The 19,827-nt window shown below is 73.9% G+C and carries 13 protein-coding genes, 1 tRNA gene and 1 other RNA gene; 12 read left to right on the top strand and 3 right to left on the bottom strand.

The genetic code is table 11. The annotated features are described in order from the left end of the window. Window positions 1-112: 112 nt before the first annotated feature. A complete protein-coding gene (locus IE255_RS25565) occupies window positions 113-1,903 on the top strand; it encodes a copper resistance CopC/CopD family protein (protein ID WP_190052960.1) in 1,791 nt (596 codons plus the stop codon). Here the strand turns inward: IE255_RS25565 and IE255_RS25560 are convergent. Then, window positions 1,803-2,774 (bottom strand): DUF72 domain-containing protein, encoded by a 972-nt coding sequence (locus IE255_RS25560; RefSeq protein ID WP_190052715.1) that lies wholly within the window; start codon window positions 2,772-2,774, stop codon window positions 1,803-1,805. The two genes, IE255_RS25565 and IE255_RS25560, sit on opposite strands and share 101 nt — an antisense overlap. A 168-nt stretch (window positions 2,775-2,942) precedes the next feature. Here IE255_RS25560 and IE255_RS39380 point away from each other — a divergent pair, with 168 nt between their 5' ends. The 8 genes from IE255_RS39380 to IE255_RS25515 all read left to right on the top strand — a co-directional run bounded on the left by IE255_RS39380 (window position 2,943) and on the right by IE255_RS25515 (window position 15,157). After that, window positions 2,943-6,134: a SpoIIE family protein phosphatase gene (locus tag IE255_RS39380; protein WP_229906583.1), complete on the top strand. Its 3,192-nt coding sequence runs from the start codon at window positions 2,943-2,945 to the stop codon at window positions 6,132-6,134. A gap of 13 nt (window positions 6,135-6,147) precedes the next feature. Further along, window positions 6,148-6,603 (top strand): DUF4383 domain-containing protein, encoded by a 456-nt coding sequence (locus IE255_RS25545; protein ID WP_190052714.1) that lies wholly within the window; start codon window positions 6,148-6,150, stop codon window positions 6,601-6,603. Window positions 6,604-6,620: 17 nt separating this feature from the next. Continuing rightward, on the top strand, window positions 6,621-7,088 hold the full coding sequence (locus IE255_RS25540) for an MSMEG_6728 family protein (RefSeq protein WP_190052713.1): 468 nt from the start codon (window positions 6,621-6,623) through the stop codon (window positions 7,086-7,088). A gap of 133 nt (window positions 7,089-7,221) precedes the next feature. Next, window positions 7,222-9,390 carry an amino acid adenylation domain-containing protein gene (locus IE255_RS25535; RefSeq protein ID WP_190052712.1) on the top strand — a complete coding sequence of 723 codons (2,169 nt, stop codon included), beginning with the start codon at window positions 7,222-7,224 and terminating at the stop codon, window positions 9,388-9,390. 5 nt (window positions 9,391-9,395) lie between these two features. Beyond that, window positions 9,396-11,018 carry a type 1 periplasmic-binding domain-containing protein gene (locus IE255_RS25530; protein WP_229906582.1) on the top strand — a complete coding sequence of 541 codons (1,623 nt, stop codon included), beginning with the start codon at window positions 9,396-9,398 and terminating at the stop codon, window positions 11,016-11,018. 89 nt (window positions 11,019-11,107) lie between these two features. After that, complete coding sequence (locus IE255_RS25525; RefSeq protein ID WP_190052711.1) at window positions 11,108-13,579, top strand: hypothetical protein; 2,472 nt, start codon at window positions 11,108-11,110, stop codon at window positions 13,577-13,579. After that, complete coding sequence (locus IE255_RS25520) at window positions 13,576-14,838, top strand: CHAT domain-containing protein (RefSeq protein ID WP_190052710.1); 1,263 nt, start codon at window positions 13,576-13,578, stop codon at window positions 14,836-14,838. The genes IE255_RS25525 and IE255_RS25520 overlap by 4 nt, the downstream gene beginning before the upstream one ends. Continuing rightward, window positions 14,819-15,157 carry a Pepco domain-containing protein gene (locus IE255_RS25515; protein WP_190052709.1) on the top strand — a complete coding sequence of 113 codons (339 nt, stop codon included), beginning with the start codon at window positions 14,819-14,821 and terminating at the stop codon, window positions 15,155-15,157. Before IE255_RS25520 ends, IE255_RS25515 begins: the two co-directional genes overlap by 20 nt. A gap of 18 nt (window positions 15,158-15,175) precedes the next feature. On the opposite strand, the gene IE255_RS25510 is transcribed toward IE255_RS25515, so the two are convergent. Both IE255_RS25510 and IE255_RS25505 read right to left on the bottom strand, forming a co-directional pair. Next, on the bottom strand, window positions 15,176-15,379 hold the full coding sequence (locus IE255_RS25510; protein ID WP_308280896.1) for an SDR family oxidoreductase: 204 nt from the start codon (window positions 15,377-15,379) through the stop codon (window positions 15,176-15,178). 219 nt (window positions 15,380-15,598) lie between these two features. Continuing rightward, window positions 15,599-15,686, bottom strand: a tRNA-Ser gene (locus IE255_RS25505). 73 nt (window positions 15,687-15,759) lie between these two features. Here IE255_RS25505 and ffs point away from each other — a divergent pair. The 3 genes from ffs (at window position 15,760) to purD (ending at window position 19,765) form a co-directional block, all read left to right on the top strand. Continuing rightward, window positions 15,760-15,854: signal recognition particle sRNA small type (ffs, locus tag IE255_RS25500), an RNA gene on the top strand. Window positions 15,855-15,943: 89 nt separating this feature from the next. Then, the gene (locus tag IE255_RS25495) at window positions 15,944-18,367 is read left to right on the top strand and encodes a DNA polymerase III subunit gamma and tau (protein ID WP_190052708.1); all 2,424 of its coding nucleotides are present in this window, start codon (window positions 15,944-15,946) and stop codon (window positions 18,365-18,367) included. A gap of 138 nt (window positions 18,368-18,505) precedes the next feature. Next, window positions 18,506-19,765 (top strand): phosphoribosylamine--glycine ligase, encoded by a 1,260-nt coding sequence (gene purD / locus IE255_RS25490; protein WP_190052707.1) that lies wholly within the window; start codon window positions 18,506-18,508, stop codon window positions 19,763-19,765. Window positions 19,766-19,827: the final 62 nt, after the last annotated feature.

The raw sequence follows: 19,827 nt of genomic DNA, 5'->3' as shown, positions 1-19,827 counted from the left end.
CCCGCTGAGCGCTACACAACTCCCATCCGTACATAACCGGGAGCCGTACAGCCCGACCCCGGAGACCCACGTGGAGCGCAATGTCGGACACCCCCGGCGATTCCAGGCCCTGGTGCTGCTCGGCACCGTGCTGGTACTGCTCCTCGGCGGAGCAACCCCCGCCTCGGCCCACGCCGCCCTCCGCAGCACCGACCCCGACGACGGATCCGTCGCCCGGCAGGCCCCCCGCCACGTCACCCTGACCTTCACCGAGTCCGTAGGCCTGCTCGACGACTCCTTCCGGGTCTTCGGCCCGGACCAGCGCCGCGTCCCCACCGGCGAGGCCGTCCACGCCGACGACCGCTCCGACACGGCCCGGGTAGCCCTCCCTGGCAAGCTCGCCCAGGGCACCTACACCGTGGCCTGGCGGGTGGTCTCCGCCGACAGCCACCCCGTCTCCGGCGCCTTCACCTTCTCCGTGGGCAAACGCTCCGCGACGACGGCCCAGGTCGACACCGGCCCGCCCGAGGATCCGCTCACCGCCGGCCTCCACGTCGCCGCCCGCTACCTCGCCTACCTCGCCGCCGCGCTGCTCGTCGGCGCGGTCGCGTTCGCGCTGCTGTGCCGACCGGCGAACACGTCCCCGCTGCGCCGCCCCGTGGTCGCGGCCTGGTGGACACTGCTGGGCTCGACGGCCGCCCTGCTCCTGCTCCGCGCCCCCTACGAGGCAGGCGCCGGCCCGGCGACCGCCTTCGACGCCGACGCCCTCGGCCGCACCCTGACCGGCCGCCCGGGCCTGGCCCTGCTCGCCCGGCTGGTCGTCCTCCTGCTGACCGCCGCTTTCCTGGTGTGGCTGTCGAGGCGCCGTGACCGCCGCGACCGCCGGGAACCCGTCGCGCTCGCCGTGGGCACGGCCCTGGCCGTCGGCCTGGCCCTGACCTGGGCGGCGGCCGAGCACGCCTCCGCCGGAATCCAGGTGCCGCTGGCGATGACGTCATCGGTGCTGCACCTGCTGGCGACCGGGGTGTGGCTCGGCGGCCTCGTGGCGCTGCTGCTGACCCTGCGCCGCTCGTCCGGCGAGGACCTGGCGGAGGTCGTGCCCCGCTTCTCCCGGATCGCGTTCGCCTCGGTGACCGTCCTGGCCGTCACCGGCCTCTACCAGTCCTGGCGCGGCCTCGGCTCCCTCTCCGCGCTGACCGGCACGTCGTACGGCAGGCTGCTGCTGGCCAAACTCGTGGCGGTGACCGCGCTGTTGCTGATGGCCGGGTACTCGCGGCGCTGGACGGCGCGGATCGCCGCACCGGCGGCCACCGCCCGGGCCGCCGTACCGGCACGGGTCCCGCAGCCGGTCGGGGCACCGGCGGAACCGGAGCAGCCGGAGAGTCCTGAGCCGACGCCGGACGACCCGGACGACCCGGATGCCCCGGACACTTTGCGCCGCGGCCTGCGCCGGTCCGTCCTCGTCGAAGTCGCCGTCGCGGCCGTGGTGTTGCTGATCACGACCGTGCTCACCGGGACCCTGCCCGGCCGCGCCCAGGCCGAGGCGGCGCAGCAGGCCCCGGCGGGCGCGCTGCCGCCCACGACCCAGGCCACCGTGCCCTTCGACACGGGCCTGGGCTCCGTGACCGGCCGCGGCAAGGTGCAGGTCACGCTGGACCCGGCCCGGGTCGGCGAGAACGGCGTGCAGGCCGTGGTCTACGGCGCCGACACGGGGCTGGTCGTCGTCCCCGAGATCCGCATCACCTTCAGCCTCCCCTCCCGGAAGATCGGCCCGATCGACGCCGAAGTCACCGACCAGGGCGGCTACTGGGGTGCCAACGCCGTCAACCTGCCCCTTCCCGGGACGTGGACGATGAAGACGACCGTGCGGGTGTCGGAGGTGGACCAGGTGACGGTGGAGAAGAAGGTGCGGATCGTGCCCTAGGCAGCGTCGGAGCCGCCGTCGGCAGGTCGCCGTCGAGCAGCCGGGTCATGGTCTCGGCGGCGCATACGGCGGCGTCGCCGCAGCAGTTGTTGAACAGGACATGGACCTGCTCGGCCCGCTCCGCCAGCCGTCGCACCCGGGGCAGCCACTCGGCGAGTTCGTCCTCGCCGTACGCGTACCGGAACCGGTCCTCCTTGCTGCCGGTCCCCCAGGCGGTGCTGCGGCCGTGGAACCGTACGACGGCCAGCCGGGGCGAGGTCACCGGGGTCGCGGGCGGTACGGAGGAGGGCAGCGTCTGCGTCATGTCGACGGCGACCGCGGCCATGCCGTACCGGGCGAGCAGCGCGCACGTCGCCTCGGCCCGGCCCGGCTCCCACCACGCCGGATGCCGGAACTCCACGGCGACGGGCCACCCCCGCGTCCGCTCGGCGCACTCCCCGAGGAACGCCTCCGCCCGCTGTCCGGGCCGGAACCAGGGCGGGAACTGGAACAGCACGCTCCCGAGCCGCCCGGCCCGCCGCAGCGGCTCGATCGCCGCGACGAACCTGGCCCACACCTCGTCCAGCACCGCCGGGTCCCGGGGGTCGGGCGGCAGCCCGCCCGGCATCACCGCCTCCCGGGTGGGATGCCCCGTCAGCAGCGAGAACGCCTTCACGTCGAACACGAACCCGTCCGGTGTCCGCTCGGCCCACAACAGGCTGTTCCGCTCGCTCGGCAGCGCGTAGTACGACGCGTCGACCTCGACGACCGGGAATTGCTCGGCGTAGTGCCGTAACCGCCCCTCGGCGTCCCGCCGACCCGGCGGATACCAGCCGCTGCCGACCAGCGCCCGGTCGGTCCAGGAACACGTGCCCACGAGGATCTCGCCCATGGGGGAGCGGTTACCCGGGCCGGTCGTCGGCAGGCTCCCCAGCCGGGCGGCGGCAGGCCCTCCTGCCGGGCGGCCGAGGACGGTGAAGCCCCCGCAATCAGGGTAAACAGGAGATAATTGCATATATCTGGGGTTTGCCTGATTCCCCGTGAGAGTGAGATGACCGACATGGAGCAGCCCGTCACCCTCGGCCGGGCCACCCGGTCGTCCGGAGAAGGGCCCGAGACCCTCGAAGCCCTCGTCGGCGAAGCCCTCACCGCCCGCGTCACCCTCGACGACCGCGGCACGGTGACGGGCTGGAACGCGGGCGCCGAGCGGCTCCTCGGGTACTCCGCCGGGCAGATGACCGGCCGCCGCGCCGCGGATCTGCTGGCCGAGCCGATCCCGGTGCGCGGCGGCATGCCCGCCCTCGCCGGGCTGCCCCGCTGGAACGGCGACGTCGCGCTCCGGCACCGGGACGGCCGGAAGCTGACGGTCAGGCTCCTCGCCCACCACCGGGAACCCGGCACCGGCGCCCCCGCCTGGCTCATCGTCTCGGCCCTGACCGGCGAGCAGCCGCGGCCCGACCTCGACGACGCCCTGGTGAGCTGGAGCTTCGCCCAGTCCCCGTGCTGCGCCCTGGCGCTCTACGACACCCGGCTGCGGCTGCGCCGGGCCAACGCGGACATGGAGCGCTCCGTCGCGCTCACCGAGGAGGAGATGCGGGGGCTGCGCGTCTGCGAGATCGTCGACAACGACGCCGGTGTCCGGGCGGAACTCAGCATGGCCCGGGTGCTGCGGACCGGGGAGCCGCAGTACGACGAGAACTACCTGCGCGCCCCGGGTGAGGACCACGAGCACGCCTGGTCGGTCTTCACGTCCGCGCTGCGCGACGAGGAGGGCACGATCCGGGGCGTCTGCCTCTCCGCGCACGACATGACGGAGCAGTTCTGGGCCCGCAAGCGGCTCCAGCTGATCGCCGAGGCCGGCCGGCGCATCGGCAGCACGCTCGACGTGACGCGCACGGCCCAGGAACTCGCGGACGTGACCGTCCCGGTGCTGGCCGACTTCGTCAGCGTCGATCTCCTGGCCGAGCTGGACGACCTGCACGAACCGCCCGCGCACCGGGTTCCGGCCGACGGGCCGCTGCTGCTGCGGCGGGTTGCCCTGCGGTCGGTGACGCCCGGTGTCCCGGAGGCGGTCGGGCCGATCGGGCGGGTGGAGTCCTACCCGGAGGGCTCGGCGCCCTTCGAGAGCATGCGCACCGGACGGCCCGCCGTGCACGCGGTGACCGACGCGGCGGTCACCGGCTGGCCGGCGTACGACCCGGCCCGTGCCGCCCGCGTCCGGACGCTCGGCATCCACTCGGTGATGACCGTGCCGCTGGCTGCCCGCGGCACTACCCTGGGAGTCGCCTTCTTCGTCCGGTACCGCACCCCCGAGCCCTTCCGGCACGACGACCAGGTCCTGGCCGGGGAACTCGCGGCGCGGGCGGCGGTCAGCATCGACAACGCCCGCCGCTACAGCCGTGAGCGCGCCACGGCGGTCACCCTCCAGCGCAGCCTGCTGCCGCAGCGGCTGCCCCGGCAGGCCGCGGTCGAGGTCGCCTCCCGCTATCTGCCGGCCGGCGCGCACGCCGGCGTCGGCGGGGACTGGTTCGACGTCATCCCGCTGTCCGGGGCGCGGGTGGCGCTGGTCGTCGGCGACGTCGTGGGCCACGGGCTGCACGCCTCGGCGACCATGGGCCGACTGCGCACGGCCGTACGCACCCTCGCCGACATCGACCTGCCCTGCGACGAACTCCTCACCCACCTCGACGACCTCGTGGCCCGCCTGAGCACGGAGGAGGAGGACGGGGACGCCCGGGGCGGGGCGGCGGCCGGATCCGCTGCGCCTGCGGCGCCTGCGGATGCCTCTGGGCGAGCCGCACCTGTGGCGCCTGCGGATGGCTCTGGGCGTGCTGCATCTGCGGCGCCTGCGGAGGCCTTCGGGCACGCGGAGACTTCCGGGCACGCGGACGTTTCGGGGCGCGCTGGACCCGCGGCGCCTGGTGCGGATGCCTCTGGGCGCGCTGGACCCGCGGCGCCTGTGGATGGCTCTGGGCGTGCTGCATCTGCGGCGCCTGCGGAGGCCTTCGGGCACGCGGAGACTTCCGGGCACGCGGACGTTTCGGGGCGCGCTGGACCCGCGGCGCCTGGTGCGGATGCCTCTGGGCGCGCTGGACCCGCGGCGCCTGTGGATGGCTCTGGGCGTGCTGGACCTGCGGCGCCTGCGGAGGGCTTCGGGCATGTGGAGACTTCCGGGCCCGCGGACGCTTCGGGCCGCGCTGGACCCGCGGCGCCCGCGGACGCCTCCGGGCACGCTGCCCCTGTGGCGCCCGCGGACGCCTCCGGGCACGCGGAGACCTCCTGGCCCGCGGACACTTCCGGACCCGCGGAGATCTCCGGGACCCCGGACCAGGCCGGCTACGCCGAGACCGACGAGACCCCGGACCAGGCCGTCTACGCCGAGACCTACCGGTACCCGGAGCCCGCCGGCTACGCCGAGACCTACCGTTACCCCGAGCCCGCCGGCTACGCCGAGACCTCCGGCGACGTAGGCGCGACCTGCCTGTACGTCGTTTACGACCCCGTGTCACGCCGCTGCTGCCTCGCCGGTGCCGGGCACCCCGTGCCGGCCGTGGTGAGTCCCGACGGCACTGTCGGACTCGTCGGGCTCCCGGCCGCGCCCCCGCTCGGCGTGGGCGGGCTGCCGTACGAGGCCACCGAGGTGGAACTCCCCGAGGGCAGCCTGCTCGCGCTCTACACCAACGGTCTGATCGAGACCCGCGACCGTGACCTCGACGACGGCGTCCACCGGCTGCGGGAGGCCCTCGCCCGCCCGGCCCCCTCGCTGGACGCGCTGTGCGACAGGGTGCTCGCCGACCTGCTGCCGCAGCCGCAGCGGCCGTCCGACGACGTGGCCCTGCTCATCGCCCGTACCCGCGCGCTCGACGCGAACCAGGTCGCCACCTGGGCGGTCCCCGACGACCCGTCCGCGGTCGCCCAGACCCGCAAGGACGTGGTGGCGCAACTGGAGCGGTGGGGGCTGTCCGACGCCGTCTTCGTCACGGAACTGGTCGTCAGCGAACTCGTCACCAACGCCATCCGCCACGCCGAGCCGCCGATCCAGCTCCGCCTGATCCACGACACCACCCTCATCTGCGAGGTCTCCGACGGCGGCAACACCGCCCCCCACCTGCGGCGCGCCCGCAGCTACGACGAGGGCGGCCGGGGCCTGCTCCTCGTCGCCCAGCTGACCGAGCGCTGGGGCACCCGCCAGGGCGCCACGGGCAAGACCATCTGGGCGGAACAGTCCCTGTCTGTCCCATCCTTCCAGTGAGGAGCCACCGGCCATGACCACACCCACCTCCCACCGGGCCGCCCGCGCCCCCGTCCAGCAGGCCGCCCTGCTGGTCGGCCTCGTCTTCCTGCTGGTCGGCGTGCTGGGCTTCATCCCCGGCATCACCACCGACTACGACTCGATCGAGTTCGCCGGCCACGAGTCGGGCGCCGAGCTGCTGGGCGTGTTCCAGGTCTCGATCCTGCACAACCTCGTGCACCTGGCCTACGGTCTCGCCGGTCTCGCCCTGGCCCGCACGGCCGCCGGAGCGTACGCGTACCTGATGGTCGGCGGTGCCGTCTACCTCGTGCTGTGGGTCTACGGCCTGTCCGTCGGCCACGACAGCGACGCCAACTTCGTCCCCCTCAACACCGCGGACGACTGGCTCCACTTCGCCCTGGGCGTCGCCATGATCGGCCTGGCCCTCGCCCTGAGCCGCCGCACCACCCGCTCCCGCGAGACCCGCTGAGGTCCGGGGGCCACGGCATGCAGACCTTCCTCCCCCACCCCGGCTTCCGGGACTCGGCCCTGGCCCTGGACCGCCGGCGGCTCGGCAAGCAGCGGGTCGAGGCGTTGCAGGTCCTGCGCGGCCTGATCGTGCCGGGCTACGGCTGGCGCCGCCATCCGGCCGTGCGGATGTGGGCGGGGTACGAGGAGGCCCTGGTCCGCTACGGCCTGGAGATCTGCCGGGTCTGGCGGGAACGGGGCCACCAGGACAGCTGCGCGGCCACCCTGGTCGCCGACCTCGCCGCCGCCCGCCCGCACGCGCCGGTCCGCGACCAGTCCCGGCTGGCCGCCGAGGGCGAACTGCCGCCCTGGCTGGGCGACGCCGGCTTCCACCGCAGCCACCGCTCGGCCCTGGTCCGCAAGGACCCGGCCACGTACGCGGAGCTCTTCCCCGGCGTACCCGACGACCTCCCCTACGTCTGGCCGGCGTCGGACCGCAAGCAATAGGCCCGGTTTTCGCAACTCCCTTCCACGCGGCCACCGTTGTCGACCGGATGGTTCCGTGTTCCACTGGATCTTTTCTGGCACATCGGTCACGGGTCACCCGCCCCCGGGCGGGCAGGCACTCCATGGGGGGTCCGTGTGTGAAGAACTGGGTTTCGAGAAACTCCTCGGCGAGGAGGACTTCTTCGCCCGGCTGTTCGGCCGGGCACCGTCGGGTGCCGGCACGGACCCGCTGTACGGCCCCGACCTGCCCGTGGTGCTGCTCACCGGCGGCCCGGGCATGGGCAAGGGCCGGCTGCTGCGCGCCGTGCGGGACCGCTTCGCCGCCAAGGTGCCGGTGATCCACCTGGACTGCGCCTCCCCGGTGTACGCGGACCGCGCGGACCCGGAGCCGGGCGCCCGTTCGGCCGCCACCGAGGCCCTGGTCGAGGTCGCCCGGCGGCTGTGCACCTGGCAGGGCACGGGCGGCTCGTTCGCCTTCCCCCGGCTCTTCACCGGCCTCGCCGTGATCGCCACCGGCGTCGCGGAGGGCACGCCCGAGGCGGTCGCCACGGAGGCCGAGCGCTACGAGAACCTGCCCCAGAAGCAGCGCCTGCGGGGCCTGGGCGCCGGCGACTTCTGGCGGGGCGTGCTGCGCGGCGCCATCCGCAACCTGCTGACGACCCTGGGCGGGCAGGCCCTCGACCCGTACTCGGCGGCCGTCAGCAACGCCCTGCTGGACGCCGTCTTCGAGCGGCTCGCTCCCCGGGGCAGGGCGGAACTGGAGCGGATCTACGGCGCCTACCCCGGCGCGGCCGGCCAGCCCCGGATCGGGCTGCGCATCCTCGCCGCCGACTTCCAGGCCGGGGGCGAGGCACGGGAGGTCGCGGAGAGCTTCCTGTTCCGGGCCCTGCGCGAGGACCTGGAGGCGGCGTACGCCGGCCCGGCCGGCTGGCTGCGCCGGGTCGGCCGCCCGGGCCTGCTGCTGGACCACGCCGAATCGTCCCTGGGCGAGCAGCTGCTGCGGGCCGTGCTCACCGACCGCCGGGGCGGGCAGCGCGACCGCGTCGTCATCGTGGGCACGGCCCGCCGCTCCGACGGCGGCGCCTTCCTGCACGGCGGCCTGCCGCCCCGCGAGGCGACGCCCCCGGCGGAGTACCGGCCCGCCGACGGCGCCCCGCCCGCCTGGTCCCGGCGCACCGACGAGGGCGCGGACCGGGCCCCGCTCGCCGACGGCGTGCTCCTGCTGCGGATGCCGCTGCTCACCGGCGACCAGCTCCGCCGCGAGACCGTACGAAGACAGCAGCGCGCCGAGCCGGAGGGCGGTGCGAACCGCCGCCGCATCGACGCCGCCGTGGCCCGGCTGAGCGGCGGCCGGCCGCACACGGTGATCCGCCTGGCCGCCGCCGCGGCGGCCTTCCGCATGCCGCCGGACGCCAACGACCGGGACATCCTGGACGCCCCGCTGCGCCTCCCCGGCGACGAGGAACGCCCGGTCGCGGAGGTGCTGTTGCGGGAGCTGGTCCTGGACCAGTTACCGGTACGGCTCCCCACCGAGCACCACGCCCACTGGCTCGACCTCCTCACCCACCTGTCGGTGGCCCACGACACGGAGTGCGCGGACGTCCTGCTCCGCCACCACCAGTCGGGCCACGTCCACCACCTGACCGCCCACCACGTCTCCCGGCTCCTCACCGACACCGGCTGGCCCACCTGCGAACGCCACTTCATCGGCGACTTCGGCCTGCGCCAGCTGCTGGTGCACCGGCTGTACGGACTGCTCCCCGGCGGCGCCGCCTGGTACGCCGACCACCACCTGCTGCGCGACCACTACGCGGCACGCGCGGCGGAGGGGGAGGACACCCCGTCGCCGGACGGCGCCTTCCGCTCCCTCACCGCGCACCGGATGAACCACCACCTGGTGTCCGGCGGCGCCGACGACGTCGTCAGCCACCTCGCCGCCACCCTCCCCGGCCGCCCTCGCCAGTGGTGCGCCGAGCTCCTGGAGATCGCCCAGGCGCCCTACCCGGGCGGGGCGGACGCCCGGCGGGAGCGCGCCCAGGGCCTGGTACCGGCGGACGGCCCGCCGCTGCGCCGCACGGTCGACCAGCTGCTGCACGCCGTGTGGCTGTGCGAGGAGCGGACCCGGCCGACCGGCAAGGAGACGGCCCGCACCCTGGCCAAGCTGCTGGACCTGCTCTCGATCATGGACTTCGACGGCGCGGGCCTGCTCAGCAGGACGGCGACGGACTGGAGCGGCCTGGCGGAGAACGAGCAGCCCCTGCTGCGCTGCACCTGCACCGAACAGCTCCGGCGAAGGAGATAGCGGGCATGCCCAGATGGAAGAAGATCCTCTACTCGGTGTTAGGTGCGGTGCTGGTCATCGCGGGCATCGCGGTCACCACCTCACTCGTCCGCAAGCCGGACACCTGCGCCGACGGTGTCGAGCGGATCGAGGGCGAGTGCGTCGGCGTCAACGGCGAGGGCTACGACTTCGGCACCCCGGAGATCGCCGACGTGGCCCGGGCCATCGCCCGCGAGAACCGCAGGATCGAGAAGCAGCCCCATGTCACGGTGGCGATGATGCTGCCGCTCCAGTCGGACCGCGAGGCGCTGCGCCGGCAGATGCGCAGCGACCTCCAGGGCGCCTACCTGGGGCAGCGGCAGGCCAACTCCGGCGAGGGAGAACCACCGAAGATCCGGCTGGTGCTGGCCAACCCCGGGCAGGACTACGGCCGTCAGGAGAAGGTCGTCGACACCCTGCTGCGGATGGCGGCCTCGCCCGAGGACCGGCTGCGCGCGGTCACCGGCTTCAACCTGAGCCTCGCCGCCACGGAGGCGGCCGTCGCCCGCCTCACCGAGAACAGGATCCCGGTGCTGGCCGCCCGCATCAGCGGAGACCGGATCGCCAACAAGGACCGGGCCGACGGCATGGCCGAGCTGCGCTTCCCGGGCCTGGCCCGCATCCTCCCCACCAACAACGACGCGGCCCAGGCCCTGGCCGGCTTCAACGGCGAACGGGGCCGCCAGAATTTCAAGACGGTCCTGGTCTACGACAAACGCCCCGACGGCTACAACGAGTCGCTGGCGAGGGCGTTCAGCCGGATCAAGGAGAAGGGCCCGGCCGGCCCCGCCGCGATGTCCTTCGAGTCCCCGTCCATCGACGAGGCGGGCTCGACCGGCAACCAGTTCACCCAGACGGCCAACAACATCTGCGACTCCGAGGCCGACACCGTCTACTTCGCGGGCCGCACCCTCCACCTGCGCATCTTCGCCCTCAAACTCGCCCAGGTGGGCTGTGAGGGCCGGCACTACACCATCGTCAGCGGCTCCGACGCGGCCTCGCTGCGCCAGGACATGAAGGAGCAGGACTGGGCGAAGCTCCGCGGCGACGACGGCACTGCGAAGGTCACGGTGCAGTACGCGGCCCCCGCACACCCCGCCGCCTGGACCACCGAGCTGGCCGCCTGGTCGAAGAAGTGGCGGGCGACCCACGACCGGGAGCCGGCCGAGCGGGACCTCCCCCAGTACCTCACCGAACCGAAGGCGGCCCTGGACGCCCTGCGCCGCCAGATCACCGCGACGGAAGCCGAGGGCATCGACCTCGGCGCCACCCCGAACCTGGACGACTCCCGCACGATGCTCGTCCACGACGGCCTCCTCACCATCGGCAAGGCCCTCCACCAGGCCCAGCAGGGCGCCCCCGAGACGACGGTCCCCTCGCGCGAGGACGTCGGCCGCCAGTGGTCGCTCCTCCAGTCCCGCCACCGCGTCGCGGGCACCAGCGGCCTGATCTGCCTGACCACCGGCGGCAACGCCTACGACAAACCGGTCGCGATCGTCGAACTGGACCCGGGCACGAAGGGCAACGGCACCCTCAAGTTCGTCGGCCTGGGCTGGCCCACGGGCCGGCCCCAGCCGAAGAACTGCGTGATCCCCAGTACCACGCCATGAGCGCCTTCGTCCGGGGCGTCGCGGGCGGTCCCGCAACTGGCCATACTGGTCGATGAGTTGCCGGACTCGGAGCGGCCGACGGGGGTGTGATGGCGGGGAGCACGGGCACGACGCGGGGCCTCGCCCTCTTCGCGACGGCCGCGTTCCTGGTCGCCGCGGGCGGCGCGGGCGCCGTACTCGTTCCCGTGGACGGCGGTCCGGCAGGCGGTCTGTGGCTGCTCGGCGGCTGGCTGGTGCTCGCGGCGGCCGCCGGGTGGTCCGCCGAGGCGGCCGTCGCCCGCGTCCGGAGCGGTCGCCCGTTCACTCGTCATGCGGAGACCCGGACGCTGCACCTGTACACGACCGGGATCCTGGCGACGGCCCTGGTGGCCGAACTGACCCTGATCATCGCCAGACTGACCCGCGGCCAGGAGTACGCGACGGCCTGGGCGGCCGGAGGCCTGCTCCTCGCGCTGGCCGGCGCGGCGTCCTGGCGCACCGCCGAGGCCGGCGGCCGCTACGGCTCGGCCAGTGGCTACACCCCCTCCGAGAACATCCTCACCATCGCCGCCTTCGCCCTGGCCGAGGCGTGCGGCGCCTGGCTCACCGCCCGCTGCGCGGCCGAGGGGCCCCTGTGGGCGGCCTGGGCCGTGGGCGGCGCGATGGTGGCGCTGGCCGCGGGCTTCTGGCTGTCCGACTCGCAGGACTGGGCGGCCGAGGACCGGTATCCGAAGGTGTTCGGGGCCACGGCGGTCCTGGGCGCGGGCGGTGTGGTGGCGCGGTTCGCGCTGCGGGGCGAGACCGTGGCCGCGTGGTGGACGGGCGGTGTCGCGGTGGGCGGACCGCTGCTCGTCGCCGGTGTGCTGTCCCTCGCCTCCGCCTCCCGGCGGCGGCGGACCGCCGGCGCCCAGGCGGCTCCGCCCGGGGCACAGCTCGCCGGGATCCTGGTCCCGCTGGGCAGTCTGGCGTGGGCGATGTCGCACGGGTCGCCGTGGAGCGGGGCGGACTCCGACGAGTTGCTGCTGCGGGCCGGCCGGCTGGCCGCGGCCGGCGCCGTCCTGCTGGTGGCGCAGTACGCCGTCCTGGTCTGGACGGGCACGTCGCTGCCGTGGAGCTGGGCGGCCGAACTGGCCCGGCGGGCACGCGAGCGGGCCGAGCGTCCGTATTACTCCGGCCGGCCGCCCCGCGCGTATGACGGGTACGGGCCAGGGCGGTCGGCGTCCCCGGAGGACGAGTGGGAGCGCGAGCATCGCCGGCGCGATCCGGACTCGCTGCAGGGCGGTGACCCCACCTGGCCGCAGCGTCTCCTGCACCCCCTCCTGTCCGCCACCGTGACCGAACTCCATCGGCGTACCGCCTGCGCGACCGGCCTGGTCATCGACGAGATCTGGCCCCGGATCGCCCTGGTCACCCCCGACGCGGTCCTGCGACAGGTGCGGCGCGGGGAACGCGGCGTCCTCGTCTGGCGGATCACCATCGCCGCCGCCCTGTGCACGGCAGGCGCCTGGCTGCTCGTCGCGCTCACCGGGCTCGGCGGTTTCCACTTCATGGACTGGCGGCCCGCCCCGCTCGTCGGAGGGCCGCTGCTCGTGGCGGCGGTCGCGCTCGTGCAGGCGCGCAGGCTGCTGGCCGAGGTGTACGAGACCAAGGCGGAGGCGGTCGAGGTCTACCGGTACGACCTGGCGAAGCGACTGCACATCACCCTGCCGGCGGATCCCTCGGACCAGTACATGATCCGGCTGGCCGCCGTGCTGAGCGGCGGCGAGCCCCCGGACCGGTCCGGCTGGCACCGGCCGGAGGAGCCGGAGCTTCCCCAGGGCGCCCGGCTCGACGAACTCGCCGCCCTCGTGGCGCAACGAGTGCGGGAGGGCGTACGCGCCGACGTACGCCAGGCGGTCCGGGAGGAGTACGCGGCACTCGGCCTGCGGTTCCCGGCCGGCGCCGCAGGCGGGGAACTCGACCTGAACCTGCTCGCGCGGGAGGTCGCCCGCCGGACGGCCGGCCCCGTCGGCGAAGGCCTGAAGGAAGACCTGAAGAAGCATCTGACGGCCCTCCACCGGCAGTTCGAGCGGGACGTCCGAGCCGCGATCCACTCCTCCGTGAAGGAGTCCGTGACCGGCCCCGCCCTGTCGAACTTCGTCGGCTACCTCGCCATCGAGCTGGACCGCGGGCAGCAGGACGTACGGGCCGAGGGCGGCACGGTCACGGCCCCGGCGGGGCAGCGGGTGAGGCTCTTCGTCTCCGTCGTGCGCGACCCGCGCGCGGGCGACCTCCCGTCGGTCGTCGAGAGTCCCCCGGGCCGGGACTTCTTCGTCTTCGAGCCGGTCCGCGTCGAGGGCGGCAGGGACACCCGCACGGTCTCCTTCGACGCCATGGCCGACAGCTCCACGCTCACCCCCCTGCCCCAGCGCAGGAACCTCCTCGTCGAGAACGAGCGGCAGACGGCCTTCGAGTTCCGGCTGCCCGAGGAGGAGGGCGGCCACGAGGTGTGGTTCCAGCTCTACCAGGCGGGCCACCTCGTCCAGGTCGTCGCCCTCAAGGTAGAGGTGCGGGCCCCGGCGGGGGCGACAGGCGACGCATGAGCGAGGCACGGCCGCCGGACGTCTCCGTACGCGTCCTGACCACCGACGAGGCGACCCGTCTGGAGTTCACCGCCGGGCGCCCGGGTATCGCGCCCGTGCGTGCCACCCTGGTCGGCAGCGACGCGCTGCTCAGGGTCCGCGAAGAACTGGACAGGGGGCTGACCCGCCTCAAGGACGAACTCACCGCGTTCGCCGTCGAGGACAAGGACCTCAACCGGGTCTTCCAGAGCCTGCACGGCCTCGGCCGCACCCTGCTCTTCATCCTGTTCGGCGGACAGCAGACCGTCCTCAAGGAACTCCAGTCCTTCTGGAACAACGCCCTGCCCTACGGCATGAACCCCGAACTGCCGCCCCCGCTCGTCGAGTGCGTCGGCGGCCGGGACGGTTTCCTGCCCCTGGAGTTCCTGCCGCTGTTCCGGATGTTCCCCGGCGCGCCCGTCGAGACCCCGGGCGACTTCATCGCCGCCTGCCGGACCCTCGTCGGCTTCTCGTGCGTGGTGCGCCGCGCCATGCTGCCCGCCCCGGTCCACGGCGGCCTCGCGCTGCACACCGGCCCGCACGGCCGCGTCCCCGCCCGCTACCTGTACTACGAGCACCTGGAAGGGGCCGTCGAGGAACTGGCCTGGTTCAGCGGCGCCGGAAGCACGCACATCGACCTCGAAGGCCCGTACCCCGACGGCGCCGAGCGCGCACCGGGCCTGGCCGAGCAGATCTTCGACCCCCGGCTCCTCCTCGACGGCGCCCGCCGCGAGCTGCCCGACCAGGTCCAGCACTTCGCCTGCCACTGCTACACGCGCTCGGACGACACCCTCGCGGCCGAGATCGAGCTCAGCGGAGCGGGACACCACTCGCGCACCACGCTGGGCGCCCTCGGCGCGGACCTCGTCGCCCTCGCCGCCGGCCGGGACCTGCGCGACTTCGACCTGCCGCTGGTGATGATGAACGCCTGCGGTTCGGGCCGGATGCGAGCTCCGGGAGCGCCGTCGTTCCCGTACCTCTTCCTCATGAACGGCAACCGCGGCTTCATCGGCACCGAGACCGAGATCCCCGACGACATCGCCGCCGCGTTCTCCAAGGCGCTGTACGAACGCTTCCTCATCCGCAGGATCCCCCTGGGCAGAGCACTCCTGGAGTCCCGCCTGCACCTGCTCTACACGCTACGAAACCCGCTCGGCCTCACGTACGCCGCGTACGCCGACCCCGGCCTCCACGTCCGCCCGACACTCGAGGAGACACCCCGTGCCCCAGCCCACCCCTGACACCACCCGGACGATCAGCGTCCTCGGCCTGGAGGACACCGACCAGGGCCGCACCGACCGCCTCACCCTGCGCCGCCTGGAGGAATGGCGGGCCGCACGTACGGAGATCCCCGCCGACGAACTCCGCGCCCGCCTCGCCGACTTCATCACGACGATGCAGGACGTGATCGCCTCCCTGCCCCAGCACGGGGGCGAGTTCCAACTGAACGAGGTGACGTTCAGCGCCGAGGTGAGCGCGAAGGGCACGGTGTCGCTGCTCGGGTCCGGGGGAGAGCTGGCGGGGCGGGCGGGGGTCACGTTTACGTTCACGCGCCGGTGACACGCCCGTGACGGGCGATCAGTGGCCGGCGCCCGTCAGGCCCTGGGCGAAGCCGCCGTCGACGGGGAACTCGACGTTGGTGGTGAACGTGGCGTCGGCGGCCAGGAACAGCGCGGCGGCGGCGACCTCCTCCCCCGTGCCCATGCGCTTGAGAGGCGTGGTCTCGCCGCCCTGCCTCTCGAACTCCGCGCGCTCGTCGGCGGTCAGGCCCGGGACGCCCATGGTCGGGGTCTTGCGGGCCTGAGAACGCGCGGCATGCTCGGCGTCCCGGATCGTGTCATCGACCAGATCATGGGGCGGGAGCCGGAAGATCGCCGATGCCATCTGGGGAGCCCCGGAAGCACCCGCAGTGGACAAAAACCAGGACAACGAGGTCTGAGACACGTCGAAGGGCCCCACCGCGAGCGGTGGGGCCCTTCGACATCGTGCCCGGTGAGGCACTGGCGGAGGATACGAGATTCGAACTCGTGAGGGGTTGCCCCCAACACGCTTTCCAAGCGTGCGCCCTAGGCCTCTAGGCGAATCCTCCGCCGGAAACATTACATGACCGAGAGGAGTGCTCGCGAACTCGTTCCCCGCCCCGGACATCAGGTAGCCTTGGCGCAGCCCCTCACGCGGCGCTATCTGACTGAACTCCCCCAGGGCCGGAAGGCAGCAAGGGTAGGTTGGCTCTGGCGGGTGCGTGGGGGGCGTCTGCGTTCCCGGGTGGACCCGCGTGGGCCCTGGGGCCCCGGGCCGCGTCCGGGGCGGGGACCGATGTCAGTGGGCGCCTATAACCTCGTATGCGTGTCGTCTCTCGCTCTGTACCGCCGCTATCGCCCGGAGACCTTCGCCGAGGTCATCGGGCAGGAGCATGTCACCGCCCCGTTGCAGCAGGCGCTGCGGAACAACCGGGTCAACCACGCGTACCTGTTCAGCGGGCCGCGCGGCTGTGGCAAGACGACCAGCGCGCGGATCCTGGCCCGGTGCCTGAACTGCGAGCAGGGCCCGACGCCGACGCCGTGCGGCGAGTGCCAGTCGTGTCAGGACCTCGCTCGCAACGGGCCCGGTTCCATCGACGTCATCGAGATCGACGCCGCTTCCCACGGCGGTGTGGACGACGCCCGTGACCTGCGGGAAAAGGCCTTCTTCGGCCCCGCGCGCAGCCGGTACAAGATCTACATCATCGACGAGGCCCACATGGTCACGTCGGCCGGTTTCAACGCGCTGCTGAAGGTCGTCGAGGAGCCCCCGGAGCATCTCAAGTTCATCTTCGCGACCACCGAGCCCGAGAAGGTCATCGGGACCATCCGGTCGCGGACCCATCACTATCCCTTCCGGCTCGTCCCGCCCGGGACCCTGCGGGACTACCTCGCCGAGGTGTGCCAAAAGGAGAACATCCCGGTCGAGGAAGGGGTGCTTCCCCTCGTCGTGCGGGCCGGCGGTGGGTCCGTGCGTGACTCGATGTCCGTCATGGACCAGCTGCTCGCCGGCGCCGCGGCGGACGGTGTGACATACGCCATGGCCACCGCCCTGCTCGGCTACACCGAAGGCTCGCTCCTCGACGCCGTCGTCGAGGCCTTCGCCACCGGGGACGGGGCCGCCGCCTTCGAGGTCGTCGACCGCGTGATCGAGGGCGGGAACGATCCCCGTCGTTTCGTCGCCGACCTGCTGGAGCGGCTGCGTGACCTGGTGATCCTCTCTGCCGTCCCGGACGCGGCCGAGAAGGGGCTCATCGACGCCCCTGCCGACGTCGTCGAGCGCATGCAGGCCCAGGCCGGCACCTTCGGCCCCGCCGAGCTGAGCCGGGCCGCCGACCTCGTCAACGAGGGACTGACCGAGATGCGCGGCGCCAACTCGCCCCGTCTCCAGCTCGAGCTGATCTGCGCCCGCGTCCTGCTCCCCGCCGCCTACGGCGACGAGCGGTCCGTCATGGCCCGCCTGGACCGGATCGAGCGCGGTGTGAACTTCTCCGCGGGGCCCGCGGCCGGCATGCCCGCCATGGGGTACGTCCCCGGGCCGGAGAGCCACCACGAGGCGGCGCACGGGGGAGCGGGCGCGGCTCCGGTCCCGTCCGGCGGCGGCCCGGCCGCGGCCCGGGCGGCGGTCCGGGCTTCCGGCGTCCCCGGCGCACCCGGTGGCCCCGGTGCACCCAGTGGTCCCGGTGGAAGCAGCGGCGGCCCCGGAGGTCCTGGCGGCGGTCCTACGACGGCTCCGGCGCAGCCCGCCCCGGCGGCAGCGGGTCAGGGCACGCCGCCGCAGGGGCCGGATACGCCCGCGGCACACGCCCCCGGCGCACCAGCAGCTCCCGCCGACGCCCCTCCCGCCCCCAGCCCCGGCGCACCCGCCCAGCCACCCCAGGCACCGGCCCCCGGCGCCTGGCCCACCGCCGCCTCCGCAGGCAGCGGCGGCCGTCGCCCCGGCGGCTGGCCCACGTCCGCCCCGGGCGCACCCGCCCCGAGCGCTCCGGCAGCGCACACCCCGGTGCCGAGCGCCCCCAGCACCCCGCCCTCACCCCCGGCGCCCGCACAGGCGGCCCCGGCCCCTGCCCCGGCACCCGCCTCGCCCCCCGCCGGCGGTCTCGACCCCCGCATGCTCTGGCCGAACATCCTGGAAGCGGTCAAGAACCGCCGCCGCTTCACCTGGATCCTGCTCAGCCAGAACGCCCAGGTGGCCGGCTTCGACGGCACGACCCTCCAACTCGGCTTCGTCAACGCGGGCGCCCGGGACAACTTCCTGAGCAGCGGCAGCGAGGACGTACTGCGGCAGGCCCTGGGCGAGCAGTTCAACGTCCAGTGGAAGATCGAGGCGATCGTCGACCCCTCCGGCGGCTCCGCGCCCCCGACGCCGGGCGGCGGCCCCTCCGGTTTCGGCGGCGGTGGAGGCTACAGCGCCGGCAGCGCCGGCAGTGGCGGCGGCGGATCCAACTCCGGCGTCGGATACAACTCCGGCGGCGGTACGGCGACCGCCCAACGCCCCGCCGCGACCCAGCCGACCGCTTCGGCCACCCCGCCCCAGCAGTCGAGCAGACCGGCTGCCGCCTCCACCCAGGCCCCCGCACCGACCGCCCCCGGCCCCCAGCCCTCCGCCCCGGAGCCCCGCCACGTCTCCGTCGAGGAGGACATCCCCGAGGACGACGACCCGGACCTCGACGAGTCGGCCCTCTCCGGCCAGGAGCTGATCGTCCGGGAACTGGGCGCGACGGTGGTCGAGGAGTTCTCGAACGAGTAAACGAGTAGCGGAGTTCTCGAACGAGTAGCGATCCCCGCCATGGAGGAACCGCCATGGAGGAACCTCCAACCCAACATCCCCACCCCCTTCGGAAGCCCGCACAAAGGAACCCCGGCCCCTCCGGTTAGGCTGACCCCCGTGAAGGTCCTCGTCATCGGCAGCGGCGCCCGCGAACACGCCCTGTGCCACTCCCTGTCCCACGACCCCGACGTCACCGCGCTGCACTGCGCCCCCGGCAACGCCGGCATCGCCGAGGTGGCCGAGCTGCACCAGGTCGACGCCCTGGACGGCGCGGCCGTCACCGCGCTGGCCACGCAGCTCGGCGCGGATCTCGTGGTGGTCGGCCCGGAGGCACCGCTGGTCGCCGGTGTCGCCGACGCCGTACGCGAGGCGGGCATCCCGGTCTTCGGCCCCTCCGGCCAGGCCGCGCAGCTCGAGGGCTCCAAGGCCTTCGCAAAGGACGTCATGGCGGTGGCCGAGGTGCCCACGGCACGGTCGTACGTCTGCACGACACTGGAAGAGGTCGACGCGGCCCTCGACGCCTTCGGCGCCCCGTACGTCGTCAAGGACGACGGGCTCGCCGCCGGCAAGGGCGTCGTCGTCACCGACGACCTGGACGCGGCCCGGGCCCACGCCGCCGCCTGCGAGCGCGTGGTCATCGAGGAGTACCTCGACGGCCCCGAGGTCTCCCTGTTCGCCGTCACCGACGGCGAGACGGTCGTGCCGCTCCAGCCCGCCCAGGACTTCAAGCGCGCGCTGGACGGCGACGAGGGCCCGAACACCGGCGGCATGGGGGCGTACTCCCCGCTGCCGTGGGCCGACCCGAAGCTGGTCGACGAGGTGATGCAGACCGTCCTGCAGCCGACCGTCGACGAGATGCAGCGCCGCGGCACGCCGTTCTCCGGCCTGCTCTACGCCGGACTCGCGATCACCTCCCGTGGCGTCCGCGTGATCGAGTTCAACGCCCGCTTCGGCGACCCCGAGACCCAGGTCGTCCTGGCCCGGCTGAAGACGCCGCTGGCCGGTGTCCTGATGGCCGCCGCCACCGGCAACCTCGCCCACCTGGAGCCGCTGCGCTGGAGCGACGACGCGGCCGTGACCGTGGTCGTCGCCTCGCACAACTACCCCGGCACCCCGCGCACCGGCGACCCGATCACCGGCCTGGACGAGGTCGCCGCCCAGGACGCCCCGCACGCGTACGTGCTGCACGCCGGCACCAAGCGGGACGGTGACGCGATCGTCAGCGCGGGCGGCCGCGTCCTGTCCGTCACGGCCACCGGCAAGGACCTCGCCGAGGCCCGCGACCGCGCCTACAAGGCGGTCGGACGCATCCACCTGGACGGCTCCCAGCACCGCACGGACATCGCCGCGAAGGCGGCCGGAGTGGCCGGCGCGTAACCGAACCGCGCAGGGAAACCACCCCGCAGGCCACAGGGAAACCACCCCGCCGCCGATGAACC

This window comes from Streptomyces lomondensis (assembly GCF_014651035.1).
In the GTDB taxonomy this organism is placed as follows: domain Bacteria; phylum Actinomycetota; class Actinomycetes; order Streptomycetales; family Streptomycetaceae; genus Streptomyces; species Streptomyces lomondensis.
Note: the sequence above shows the minus strand (reverse complement) of the source record. Positions and strands in the feature narration are given on the sequence as shown.

Excerpts from the sequence above, each read along its gene's own strand:
- IE255_RS25545 (WP_190052714.1), top strand. The coding sequence starts at position 6,148 with ATGACCACACCCACCTCCCACCGGGCCGCCCGCGCCCCCGTCCAGCAG.
- IE255_RS25560 (WP_190052715.1), bottom strand. The coding sequence starts at position 2,774 with ATGGGCGAGATCCTCGTGGGCACGTGTTCCTGGACCGACCGGGCGCTG.
- IE255_RS25540 (WP_190052713.1), top strand. The coding sequence starts at position 6,621 with ATGCAGACCTTCCTCCCCCACCCCGGCTTCCGGGACTCGGCCCTGGCC.
- IE255_RS39380 (WP_229906583.1), top strand. The coding sequence starts at position 2,943 with ATGGAGCAGCCCGTCACCCTCGGCCGGGCCACCCGGTCGTCCGGAGAA.
- IE255_RS25520 (WP_190052710.1), top strand. The coding sequence starts at position 13,576 with ATGAGCGAGGCACGGCCGCCGGACGTCTCCGTACGCGTCCTGACCACC.
- IE255_RS25510 (WP_308280896.1), bottom strand. The coding sequence starts at position 15,379 with ATGGGCGTCCCGGGCCTGACCGCCGACGAGCGCGCGGAGTTCGAGAGG.
- IE255_RS25530 (WP_229906582.1), top strand. The coding sequence starts at position 9,396 with ATGCCCAGATGGAAGAAGATCCTCTACTCGGTGTTAGGTGCGGTGCTG.
- IE255_RS25525 (WP_190052711.1), top strand. The coding sequence starts at position 11,108 with ATGGCGGGGAGCACGGGCACGACGCGGGGCCTCGCCCTCTTCGCGACG.